The sequence below is a fragment of the Flavobacterium sp. genome (genome assembly GCF_035292545.1).
Lineage (GTDB): Bacteria > Bacteroidota > Bacteroidia > Flavobacteriales > Flavobacteriaceae > Flavobacterium.
Genome location: NZ_DATDPV010000021.1, coordinates 1 through 12,848 on the forward strand (window position 1 = coordinate 1; position 12,848 = coordinate 12,848).

Sequence of the window (12,848 nt, forward strand, 5' to 3'; positions counted from 1 at the left end):
CATCATGATATTTACATGCCCAATCGAACTTACCACAATCGATGGTTTTTCTTTTACGATTACTCTAAATAATGTTGCAACGGAGGTTAACAATCTGGATTTATTTAGATATTGAACATTTAATAATTCAACATCATAAACAGCTTCTTTCTGAAAACCGATTACAATTAATTTTGCATCAAAAATATCGGAATTCAATTGTTTGGCAACAAACGAAATTACACGCTCTGCACCGCCTGCGCGTAAACTAGGCAAAATAAAAATTATTTTCTTTTTAGTCAACTTTTGTTTTTTTATAAAATCCAAATTCCTGATACCATTTAGACAAAATATAAACCCTCCATATGTAAGAAGCATAGTCATGTTTACCTTCTAAATGCACTTTAAACATTTTTTTGAATTTAGGCACATTTAAATTGGGAACCTGGTTTAAAAAATCATCTGATAAATTTTCTATAAACTCTTCTTTTAACTCTTTGCGAATCCAAGTCCCTATCGGCACTGCAAAACCTCTTTTTGGCTGATTGAACACTTCTTCCGGAATGTACTCTTTTAAAATATCCCTTAGTATTCTCTTTTTTCTTCCAGGAACATACCGATACGAAACCGCTAAAGTTCTTGCAAACTCTATTATTCTATAATCCAAAAACGGACTTCGTACCTCAACCGAATAGGCCATACTCGCTCTGTCAACCTTTACATTACTATCGTTTTCTAACCATAACTTAATGTTTAAATCGGCGGTAGCTTGGATCAAATCTTTCGACCAAGTTTGATAACCTCTATAGTGAGATAGCCAGTCAAGGTTTCTCTTTTTCAAGATGGAATTATATCCCACGAAAATTCCTTCGATAAAATCATTTTTTGATTTAATGTTAAGAATTCTTTTTATTGGCTCAGTTCTAGATCCTAAAACATTAAAAATTAAAAATTTGGATGCGATAAAACGAATCGGGTAAGGTATTTTTGTTAATGATTTGAATTTAGCTACCCAATCAAAATTATTGTACCCTAAAAAACTCTCATCTCCTCCATCACCAGACAATGCCATCGTAACATATTGTTGTGTTATTTTGTTTAACAATAATGAAGGCAGAGCCGAACTATCAGCAAAAGGTTCATCATAAACTTCGATTAATTTTGGAATTAATTCTAAAATATCTTCTGGTTTACAAATAGTTTCAGTATGTTCTGAACCCATAATTTTGGCATATTGCGCCGCTATTTTACTTTCGTCATATTTTGGGTCTTCAAATCCAATTGAAAATGTTTTAATAGGTTCTTTTGAAACCTTAGCTGCGATGCTAGATATCAATGCTGAATCTATTCCTCCGGAAAGGAAGGATCCGAAAGGCACATCTGCCTGTAATCTTATTTTTACAGCATCCTTTAACAGCTCATGCAATTGTTCTTTGGCTTCTTCATAAGACAAACCAGCATCACTAACTTTTTTTAGATTCCAATACTCCTTAATGGTGATTTTTTGAGTATTCAAATCAATTTCTAAATTATTCCCAGGAGACAGTTTATACACATCCTGATAGATTGTAAAAGGACTTGGCACATAAGTACAGTCTAAATACATTGAAATAGCCTCTTCATTTAGTTGTTTGTTTTGACTCATTGGTCGCAACTGGCTGCAAATTTCAAACTGCCCATCTTTCCAAAAATAATAAAAGGGTTTGACACCTAATCGATCCCGGGAGCAGAAAATTTTTCTTGTTGCAGCATTATAAATGGCAAAAGCAAACATTCCATTTAATTTTGGCACAATGCCCTCTCCCCATTCTTTATATCCTTTTAATAAAACCTCTGTATCGCCAGTGGTATTAAAAGCATACCCTAAATCCATTAATTCCTTTTTAATTTCCTGAAAATTGTAAATCTCACCATTAAATACTATGGTAAAATCTTCAAATTGCATGGGTTGATGAGAACGGACATCCAGATCTAAAATAGACAAACGTAAATGTCCAAAGGTTAGATCGGTTATTTTTTGTATTCCCGTATAATCAGGTCCTCTAAATTGAATGGATTCTAATTTTCCCTTTATCTCTTCTTCAGCAAAAGGAATATTCGTTAAATAAATTCCGCACATTATTGTAAATATTTTTTAAATGAATTATCAATCACTTTTTCAATTCTATTTTGATAATCTAGAGTATAATCCATGTCTTTATCTGATATATATTTTTCTAATACCTCCTTTTGATACGCTTCATAGTTACCAATAATTTTAGCAGGATTCCCAGCTATAATAACACCAGAAGGAACGGACTTAGTAACAATACTACCCGCAGCAATAATTACATTGTCTTCTATTTTTACCCCAGGCATTATAATGGAATTTACCCCAATGAAAACATTATTCCCTATTTCTACCCTTCTGTATAAATAGCGTCTGCCCTTTTCGTCATTCATTAGCCATGTTGAACCATCGTGGGTTAATATAATCACACCACTTGTTACAGTTACTTTGTTTCCAATAGAAATCATCCATGGCTCGGATCCGAAATTTGTGGTATAAATTCTGCAATTGTTTCCAACCTTAACTCCTTTATATCGGGCATAGTCAACGCCTGATTTGGTTGCTCTGGTATATAATTCTTTTAAAATCTTAATTATTTTTACCATCTCTTAAAATATCATTTTATGTTTTGTGTTCCAATTTCTGCCAATAACCACAATAAATATTAATTTGGCCAAAAAAGTTTTTACTAAGAATGGCTCCTTATACTCGCTTATTAAAAGCACTACTATTATGCCAATTGACAAATAAAATTCAGCATCTCCCATGCTTTGACCGGATTTATATAGTTTATAACATAAGAATATATAAAATGCAATTGTTAGTATTATCCCAAAAGAAAATATATTTTTTATCATTCCAGAATCTGACCCTTTACCAATAAGGTATTGGTCAGTATCGTTTCCGACACCAAACAAAATGCCCACGGTAGTATCCGGAAAAAATATATGTTTATCCTCAAAATCATCATAGAACGCACTGTTTTTTTGTTTGTCATTATCTAAAAAACTAAATGCTTCAGAGTACCAAACTCCAATTTCCTGATTTCTATTACTAAATGAAAAGAAATAATTTACGACATTCTGACCTATAAAAAAAGCAAATAAAGCAATCAGGATTGGTTTTATCATCTTTCCTTTTTTTAAATTCTGTAATATATACAGAACAGCGAATAAGGCTATTAGTATCACTCCGGTCCTCCCATTTATTGCTGCGGCAAGAAAAAAGAAAAGAATGGAAATCAAATAAATTTTATGTTTTTCGATGGAGTAAAAATAAAAGGCTAATAGTGCTCCTATCGACAAAACTACAGAATGGGCTGATCCTGAGGTATTGCTTAAACCTCTAAATAACCTAAAACTAATTTCTTCATCAAAATTGGTTCCCTCCAAAGGCGCAATGACATCCATTATGTTGAAAAAAAATGGCACTATAAAGGATATAATGACAAGGATTGATTGTATCAATATACAGTGAAAAACTACTTTCAAAATATATTGTAAATCCTTATTTAAAACCCTGATATAAGCTCCTATTATGAAAAAAGAAACCGTTAATGACTCGAAAACAAAAAGAAAAAACCGATATACCTGATGATTAATCTCATAATTATAATTTAGTGAAACCATAGTTCCATAAAGCAATAACAACAATAAAAAAAATACGGGTTTAGAAATTACCGTAATGTGCTTAATACCTGGGACAAACAATAATGAAAAAAGACCTGCCGCTATAAAAAATTTATCATACGAAAGTGGGAGAGCTAGAAAAGGATTCAATTTAAAAACTATAATAAACATCGAGATATTCATTATCCATAAAAATAACTTCTTCATATCCAATGTTTTTTATTTTTTAAAATGAACTAAACTTCTCATTATTATCTTATTAAAATAATAATACGATTTGACGAAACCTTTTATAAATCCAGATTTACTCTCATCATTTAAAAAAAGTATAGATTTTATCATTTTTATTTTTAACATAACTATTGCATTAAATTGGAATTTTGAATAAACATTAAAATTCTCATATATAAACAATAAGGATTGATACGATTTCAAGTTGCTTTTATTGTCCTTAGAGTTCGTAATCCCTCCTTCATGCATTCTATAAACACTCATCATTTCATTAATGAACAATATTTTTTTAGTATTAATTGCCACTAAAAAAAGGGCCATATCTCCTTGCAAAATTGACGGATTCGAAAAATATTCGGGTATTTCAACCCTTTTGAACACAACTGAAGAAGTATGAAAAAACAAAGAATAAATATAATCATTAATCGAAAAAACATCTCTTGTCTTGTCCCATCTCCAATCCTTATCTCTTATTTCATTATTACTTAATATTGAAGTATTATGTACGCACATACTGTAATCATTATTTTTCTCCAAAAAATCTACTTGCTTTTGAAGCTTTAAAGGATCTGTCCAATAATCATCGCCTTCACAAAGAGCTACGTAACTGCCTTGAGACTGCTCTAAAGCAAATATGAAATTGGCCATCATACCAATATTCTTTTCATGTTTAGTATATCTTATACGACATGCATTAGAATGTATACCGATTATCTTGTGTATTATCCGATCCGTATGATCCGGTGAATTGTCATTCGCTATTATTAATTCAATATCGAAATCACACTCCTGCATTAGAACTCCTTGTATAGCTTTTTCAATAAAATTTTCATGGTCATAGGTAATCATGACAACACTTACAGTTGGCTCATTCATAATCCTAAGTTTATTGGCTCTAAATTTCTAATCACTTTTGATGGTAAACCAACAGCAACACAATTATCAGGAATGTCTTTTGTTACCACAGCTCCAGCTCCAATTATAACATTTTGACCAATTTTAATTTTTGGAAGAATAGTTGCATTTGCGCCTATTTGCGAAAATGACCCTATTTTACACGAACCTAATAATGTGACCCCTGGAGATAATTCGACAAAATCTCCAACTTCACAATCATGAGTTAAAGTTACATTATAGTATATTATACAACCCTTCCCAACTGACGAGCCATTAGAAAATATTGCATTGTCTAAGACATTACATCCATTCCCTATTTTTACTCCATAAGAACCAATAATAGCTTTATTACTGATACTAGAAACCATATTCCCGCCAATTGATATAAATTTTTTCATTAAAACATATCTAAGTTGTGGATTTCCAATACCTATTGTAAAATCATTACCATATTTATTAAAAAAATCTTTTACTTCATTTTCATTTTTCAAAATTGGAAATAATCCATATAAAAAATGCTCACTGTCAACATTCACATCATCATAAAAAGCAATATTATCCAATTGATTTAATTGATGAAACACTTCTAAAACTTCTTTAGCAAAACCCTTAGCTCCGATTATAAGCATGACTTAATTATTTTGTATTCTTAATAATAACCTGCAAATCAAATCTACTTCTTCCAATGTCAAATCATGAAATAATGGTAGGCACATCACCCTTTTGGCGATATCTTCCGTAATGGGCATTTCGACCGACTCCAAATAAGGCAATACCTTAGATAAAGAAGGGTAAAAATAACGCCTTACGAATATTTCATTTAATGTTAGGGTATCAATACATTTATGTAATAGCTCCTCACTTTCAACAACTATAGGATAATAGGCATAATTTTGTGTCCCATTGATGTGCCATAATTGCTTAATTCCTTTATAATTTTTAAGCTTTTCATCATAACGCTCAACAATTTTTTTTCTATTGTCATGGATTTCCTGAATAAAATCCAGATTTACTAGTCCCATAGCTGCGTGAAATTCTGAATTTTTACCGTTCAATCCTAATTCTGCAAAAGCTTCAGGTCCATCAAAACCAAAATTGCGCATATAAGCAATCTTTTTGAGCAATGTAGCATCTTTAGTTATGATCAGTCCGCCTTCAATCGAATGATATAATTTTGTGGCATGAAGGCTGCAAATAGAAAGATCTCCATAGTCAAAAATTGATTTTCCGCTTACCTGTACACCGAAAGCATGCGCACCATCATAAATGACTTTAAGATTGTGCTTTTTGGCTATCTTTTCAATGGCTGACACATCGCATGGGTTTCCATACACATGCGTAGCTAATATCGCTGATGTATTTTCGGTTATGGCTTCCTCGATTTTATTAGGATCTATATTCAAAGAATCTTTATTAATATCAACAAATATAGGTTTACATCCTTCCCAAACGATACTGCTTGTTGTCGCTACAAAAGAAAATGGGGTTGTAATTATTTCTCCTTTTAAGTCTAACGCTTTTATGGCCATTTGTAAGGCTACTGTTCCATTAGTAACGAAAAGTAAATGATTTACTGACAAATGGTTTTTTAATCTCATTTCAAGGTCACTTGCTAATGGCCCCATATTGGTTAACCATTGGCGTTTCCATATTCCTTCTAAATATTTATTATAACCTGCTATTGGAGGCAAAAAGGGCTTTGTAACTGGTATCATAGTTTTCTTTCTTTAATAATATTAAGTATAAAAAATAAAGGTGTTGCTTTTAAAAAATAATTTATCAAAAAATAAAATAATCCCCCCACAAAAGAAGGAATAACAATTTGCCAATATGTAGATTCATTTTTTAATAAATATACTAAAACAAACATCAATCCAGCCATTAATCCAGCCTTTAACAAAGTGGGAATCATGTCTTCTATTTGATTTCTAGTGGTATAATTGATCATCATTTTACTGTAGTGGGTATTAATTCCCAAAGCACTAATTGAGACAAAAACACTGCTCCAAACTAAACCATAAATTCCAAATTGAAAAGCCAACAGTAAACTTATTGTAAAAACAATTTTTTTTATAATTTCCAGTTTAAGAAATAAATCGCTCCTGCCATATACTTTGAGCACACTGATGTTAAATACATGGATAGGATAAAACATTCCTCCTAAGCATAAAATTTGAAAAAAAGAAACAGCAGGCAACCATTGCTCTCCTAAAACTAATAAAAATAAAGGTTTTGCAATAGCAGCCGCACCTAACATTAGGGGTGCTGTAATAAAAAAAGTAAACTGAAGTAATTTTTTATATACCTCGGTGATTTTATCTTTTTGGTTTTGTAACTTAGCTAATAGTGGATAAGAAACACCAGATATAATTCCTGTTAAAGTTGAAACAGAGTAATCATTAAAAGCCTGAGCGCGCTCAAAATAACCTAAGGACTGAACTGAGAAATACTTCCCAATTATAATATTATAACTATTTTTAAAGACCGTATCCAATAATCCGGATAAAGTTAATTTATAACCAAATGCATAATGGTATTTCATTTTTTCTTTAGAAAAAGTTTTTGAAGGTTTCCATTCCGAAAATGACCACAAAATTATTGATTGTACTAATTGTGTAATTAAATACATCCATACAATACTCCACACTCCATATCCTAAATAACCTAAAGCAATTCCTGTAATAACACCAATTATATTTCCAGGAATATTATACTGCATTATTTTACGAAACTGCATCTCTTTATTCAGTAACGTTAGTTGTACCGATGAGAAAGCAGTTATAATAAAACTCAAACAATATAGCCTAATTATATTGGCTAATATATCTTGGTTATAAAAATCTGCAATAAAAGGTGCACCAAAAAAGAATATTAAATATAAAAAAAAACTAATTCCCAAGTTCAAATAAAATACCGTAGTATAATCACTATCATCTGCATTTTGAGTTCGAATAAGAGAAGTAGACAATCCGCTATCTACTAATGATGCTCCAATAGCAATAAAAACCGAAATCATTCCCATTAAACCAAATTCTGAAGGACCTAGTATTCTTGCCAATACAATTGTAGCCACAAAAAACAATCCCTTTATAATGAAGGTATTGCCAAATGCCCAAAATAACCCTAAAAAAGTTTGCTTTTTTAATGACATGTTATTTTTTTCCAGTTATTTTTTTAAGGTATTCAAAATAATCTCCTTTTAGGTTTTTTACATCCTCATATACGACTTCTTTGTCAATCCATTTATAATTCATGGCGATTTCTTCTAAACAGGCAATTTTTAAACCTGTTCTTTTCTCCACTGCTTTTACAAATTCCGTCGCTTCTGTTAAAGATTCATGAGTCCCTGTATCCAACCAGGCAAAGCCACGACTCATTATCTGAACTTTAAGTTCATTCAACGCTAAATAAGCCTGATTCACAGAAGTGATTTCTAATTCGCCGCGATGAGAAGGTTTCACGCTTTTAGCAATTTCAATTATGGAATTAGGATAAAAATACAGTCCAACAACAGCATAATCCGATTTTGGATGCATGGGTTTCTCCTCTATACTCAATACATTACCTACTGCATCAAATTCTGCAACACCATAACGTTCAGGATCCTCTACATAATAACCAAAAACTACTGCTTTATTTTCTTCTTGGACTGTCTTAACGGAATCTGTTAATAATTTTTGAAGCCCTGCTCCATAAAAAATATTATCTCCTAAAACCAAACACACACCATCACTGCCGATGAACTTTTCACCAATAATGAATGCTTGAGCTAAACCATCGGGTGAGGGCTGTTCAGCATATTCTATAATTAATCCCAATTGACTTCCATCGCCAAATAAGTTTTTAAAATTCGGCAAATCATGAGGGGTAGATATAATTAATATCTCTCGGATCCCTGCTAACATTAATACTGATAACGGATAATAGATCATCGGTTTATCATAAATGGGCAACAATTGTTTAGACACCACTTTGGTCAATGGATGCAATCTGGTTCCGGAACCTCCGGCTAAAATAATTCCCTTCATCTATACTAATTATTAGAATTAATTATATTGTTTATCGTAATAATTTTGATAATCCCCTGAAGTAACATTATGCAACCACTCCTCATTTGATAAATACCAGTCAATGGTTTTTTCTAAGCCTTGCTCAAATGTCACAGAAGGTTTCCAGCCCAATGTTGTGTTTATTTTAGACGCATCAATGGCATAACGCAAATCGTGTCCCGGTCTGTCTTTTACATAAGTAATTAGCTTTACAGATGTACCATTTACTCTTCCTAACTTTTCATCCATAATTCGACAAAGTAATTTTACCAAATCAATATTTTTCCATTCATTGAAACCTCCAATATTATACGTTTCATGATTTTCTCCATCGTGAAAAACCAAATCAATGGCAACGGCATGGTCTTCCACAAAAAGCCAGTCACGGGTATAATTTCCATCTCCATAAACCGGCAATGGTTTATTATTGATGATATTATTTATAAAAAGTGGAATTAGTTTTTCCGGAAAATGATTGGGTCCATAATTGTTTGAGCAGTTTGTCAAAACATAAGGCATGCCATAGGTTTCTCCATAAGCACGAACAAAATGATCCGAGCTTGCTTTTGAAGCAGAATAAGGGGAATTAGGATCATAAGCCGTGGTCTCTGTAAACAGTCCTTCTGCACCTAAAGAACCATAGACCTCATCGGTGCTGATATGATAAAATCGCTTGCCATCAAAATCACCTTTCCAGATGGTTTTGAAAGCATTAAGCAGATTCATGGTTCCTATAACATTGGTTTTAACAAAAGCCATAGGGTCTGTAATGGAACGATCTACATGAGATTCAGCTGCCAGGTGAACAACGCCTTCAAATTGATGTTCTGAAAATAGACTGTCGACAAATGCAGCATCCACGATATCACCTTTGATGAAAGTATAATTCAGTTCATTTTCTATATCAGAAATATTTTCCAAATTTCCGGCATAGGTCAGCACATCCAGATTGAATATATGGTACTGAGGATATTTTTTTACAAATCTCCTTACTACATGAGACCCTATGAAGCCAGCTCCTCCTGTGATTAATATTTTTTTCATCTTTTACTTTTAACCCCTCTATAATTTACCATCAACGGCAACATCCAAAATTCCTTTCACATCATACAACAAACTATTGCCATTTTGCAAAGAAGCTAAATCTAAGTCCAAAAATTCCTTATGCGCTACTCCCAAAACCACTGCATCAAATTTGCGATTGGGTAAAACTGTATTTGTTGTTAATCCATACTCATGTTTCACCTCAGCCGGATTGGCCCACGGATCATAAATACTTACCGCAATTCCATAATCCGCTAAAGCAGCAATTACATCTACAATCTTGGTATTACGCACATCAGGACAATTTTCTTTAAACGTAATACCTAACATCAAAAGATGCGCACCATTAACGGTGATTCCTTTTTTAATCATCAGCTTCACCACTTGCGAAGCTACATATTCGCCCATGCTGTCATTCAAACGACGCCCTGCCAGAATAATTTCAGGATGATAACCCATTTCCTGTGCTTTTTGTGCTAAGTAATAAGGATCGACGCCTATACAATGTCCACCTACCAGTCCTGGTTTGAATGGTAAAAAATTCCATTTGGTACCGGCTGCTTCCAAAACTGCATGGGTATCAATATCCAACAGATTAAATATTTTTGCCAATTCATTGACAAAGGCAATATTAATGTCCCGTTGGGAATTTTCGATTACTTTGGCCGCTTCGGCTACCTTAATACAAGGGGCTAAATGAGTCCCTGCGGTAATCACACTTTTATATAATTCGTTTACTTTTTGTCCAATTTCCGGTGTGGATCCTGCAGTTACTTTTAATATTTTTTCTACGGTATGCTCTTTGTCTCCCGGATTAATCCTTTCCGGAGAATAGCCTGCAAAAAAGTCAACATTGAATTTCAATCCCGATATTTTTTCTAACACCGGTACGCATTCGTCCTCCGTTACACCGGGATACACCGTGGATTCATAAATAACAATGTCTCCTTTTTTCAATACTTTCGCTACCGTTTCACTTGATTTGTATAAGGGGGTCAAATCAGGACGGTTATTTTTATCTACGGGAGTAGGCACAGTAACAATATAATAATTACAGTCAGCAATATCATTTAGCGTAGCCGAACACAATAATCCGTTTTGATTACCATTAAAACCGTCTACCAATACGTTTTGTAAAACTTCATCTGAAACTTCTAGAGTGCTGTCCGTTCCTGAACGCAATCCGTCAATCCGGGTTTGATTGATATCAAATCCGACAACTGGATATTTTGTCGCAAACAATCTTGCCAAAGGAAGTCCCACATATCCTAAACCTATAACTGCAATTTTTATACTCATTTTTTTATTTGTTAATTTGGTTATTCAATAATTCAAATTTATGAATTTACAATTTTACTATTTTAAATTTTCCCAATACCAGGCAACTGCCTGTTCCAATCCTTGTTGCATTGAAAACTCCGGATTATAACCCAATAATTGTTTTGCTTTATCAATACTCGCCAAAGAATGCGGGATATCTCCGGCTCTGTTGGGTCCGTATATGGTTTTAATATCTGCGATGGCAGGATCAAAAACGGAAAGGTATTTTTTTAGCGAAGCCATTAGGTCATTCAATGTGGTACGGTCACCAAAGGCAGTGTTGTATACGGTGTTCAGGGCTTCCGGGTTTTCGGTTACCATGGCAAGTACATTCATCTGAATCACATTGTCGATATAAGTGAAATCCCTTGAATAATTCCCGTCGCCATTGATTACCGGACTTTCGTGTTGCATCAGTTGCATCACAAACTTCGGGATTACCGCTGCATAAGCGCCATCCGGATCCTGTTTTCTTCCAAACACATTGAAATAACGCAATCCTATCGTGTCCAGACCATAAGTACGTTGGAAGATATCCGCATACAATTCATTCACATACTTGGTGATAGCATAAGGCGACAATGGTTTGCCTATTTTATCTTCTACCTTCGGTAAGGCTTCAGAATCTCCATAGGTAGACGAACTGGCAGCGTATATAAATCGTTTTACTTTGGCATCCCTTGCCGCAACCAGCATGTTCAAAAATCCGGAGACATTGACATCATTACTGGTAATGGGATCATTAATGGATCTTGGGACAGATCCCAAAGCCGCTTCATGCAGGATATAATCAACCCCTTGGGCCGCTTTATGACAATCAGCCAGATTGCGGATATCTCCTACGATTAATGTAAAATTAGGATGGGTTAATAAATGTTGTATGTTCTGGGTTCTGCCGGTGGCAAAATTATCCAGACACACCACCTTATTGTGGTGTTGCAATAGATGTTCACAAAGATTAGACCCTATAAACCCGGCTCCACCTGTTACTAATATTTTTTGATTCTCAATTTGTTGTGTCATTTATTTAATATTTAAATCAGACTCAGTCTGTTTTTACTTTTATTTTTTGCGCCTTCTGACCTGTTACGGATAGGTCGCGACCTGTCCCATCGGATTCATAAATAACCAATCCTTTTCCTGAATATTCTTGCGTAATGATAAATTGGACTTTTCTATGGATTACATTTTCAATTTTACCGGCCAACTGGTCAATGTACTCGGCATTCAACGCTTCACCTACTACTACTACTGCTATGGTTCCACTGTCATTACCATTGGCATAATCTCCAATAATCATAATGCTGTTTACCACCCCCATACGATCTAAAATCATTTCCACAATGGCATCTAAGCCCAGGTGCTGGTATACAATTTTTTGGAGGGTTGTAAATAAAGGATGCTTGATGTTGGCTTTGTAGGATATTCGGTTTTGTATCGCTTCTTTTTCCAAATAGCCGGCTTCCGAAAGATTGTTTAACTCTTTACGGATGGCATTGGTAGACTCGTTGAGCTCTTCTGCTAAACCTCGTAAATGACCGTTATTGGCAGCGTTTATAAAAAACTTTACCAAAATACGAATACGGGTTTTTGAAGTAATGAGCGTCTCTAACATAACTATCGGGTTAATACCGAGTAACAAAAGTACTC

12 protein-coding genes and 1 pseudogene are annotated in these 12,848 nt (G+C 33.7%); all 13 read right to left on the reverse strand.

Annotated elements, in window-relative coordinates; genetic code table 11:
• Nucleotides 1–282: pseudogene (locus VI621_RS03330) on the reverse strand (glycosyltransferase); the annotation flags it as partial.
• Complete coding sequence (gene asnB / locus VI621_RS03335; RefSeq protein ID WP_324216974.1) at nucleotides 275–2,098, reverse strand: asparagine synthase (glutamine-hydrolyzing); 1,824 nt, start codon at nucleotides 2,096–2,098, stop codon at nucleotides 275–277. The pseudogene VI621_RS03330 and the gene asnB, both read right to left, overlap by 8 nt.
• Nucleotides 2,098–2,634, reverse strand: a complete 537-nt coding sequence (locus VI621_RS03340; protein WP_324216975.1) for an acyltransferase — start codon at nucleotides 2,632–2,634, stop codon at nucleotides 2,098–2,100. The genes asnB and VI621_RS03340 overlap by 1 nt, the downstream gene beginning before the upstream one ends.
• A gap of 3 nt (nucleotides 2,635–2,637) precedes the next feature.
• Entirely contained in the window at nucleotides 2,638–3,519 is an 882-nt protein-coding gene (locus VI621_RS03345) for a hypothetical protein (RefSeq protein ID WP_324216976.1), read from the reverse strand.
• A 357-nt stretch (nucleotides 3,520–3,876) separates the two neighbouring features.
• Complete coding sequence (locus VI621_RS03350; RefSeq protein ID WP_324216977.1) at nucleotides 3,877–4,764, reverse strand: glycosyltransferase family 2 protein; 888 nt, start codon at nucleotides 4,762–4,764, stop codon at nucleotides 3,877–3,879.
• Nucleotides 4,761–5,414 carry an acetyltransferase gene (locus VI621_RS03355; protein WP_324216978.1) on the reverse strand — a complete coding sequence of 218 codons (654 nt, stop codon included), beginning with the start codon at nucleotides 5,412–5,414 and terminating at the stop codon, nucleotides 4,761–4,763. Before VI621_RS03355 ends, VI621_RS03350 begins: the two co-directional genes overlap by 4 nt.
• Nucleotides 5,415–5,417: 3 nt before the next feature.
• Nucleotides 5,418–6,500, reverse strand: coding sequence for a DegT/DnrJ/EryC1/StrS family aminotransferase (locus VI621_RS03360; protein WP_324216979.1), 1,083 nt, complete (start codon nucleotides 6,498–6,500; stop codon nucleotides 5,418–5,420).
• Nucleotides 6,497–7,936: a lipopolysaccharide biosynthesis protein gene (locus tag VI621_RS03365; RefSeq protein ID WP_324216980.1), complete on the reverse strand. Its 1,440-nt coding sequence runs from the start codon at nucleotides 7,934–7,936 to the stop codon at nucleotides 6,497–6,499. Before VI621_RS03365 ends, VI621_RS03360 begins: the two co-directional genes overlap by 4 nt.
• A 1-nt stretch (nucleotide 7,937) precedes the next feature.
• Nucleotides 7,938–8,813, reverse strand: a complete 876-nt coding sequence (gene rfbA / locus VI621_RS03370) for a glucose-1-phosphate thymidylyltransferase RfbA (RefSeq protein WP_324216981.1) — start codon at nucleotides 8,811–8,813, stop codon at nucleotides 7,938–7,940.
• Nucleotides 8,814–8,831: 18 nt separating this feature from the next.
• Nucleotides 8,832–9,878, reverse strand: coding sequence for a dTDP-glucose 4,6-dehydratase (gene rfbB / locus VI621_RS03375; protein ID WP_324216982.1), 1,047 nt, complete (start codon nucleotides 9,876–9,878; stop codon nucleotides 8,832–8,834).
• Nucleotides 9,879–9,896: 18 nt separating this feature from the next.
• Entirely contained in the window at nucleotides 9,897–11,177 is a 1,281-nt protein-coding gene (locus tag VI621_RS03380; RefSeq protein WP_324216983.1) for a nucleotide sugar dehydrogenase, read from the reverse strand.
• A 57-nt stretch (nucleotides 11,178–11,234) separates the two neighbouring features.
• Entirely contained in the window at nucleotides 11,235–12,221 is a 987-nt protein-coding gene (locus VI621_RS03385; protein WP_324216984.1) for an SDR family oxidoreductase, read from the reverse strand.
• Nucleotides 12,222–12,243: 22 nt separating this feature from the next.
• Complete coding sequence (locus VI621_RS03390) at nucleotides 12,244–12,813, reverse strand: ArsR family transcriptional regulator (protein WP_324216985.1); 570 nt, start codon at nucleotides 12,811–12,813, stop codon at nucleotides 12,244–12,246.
• Between the last annotated feature and the right edge of the window lie 35 nt (nucleotides 12,814–12,848).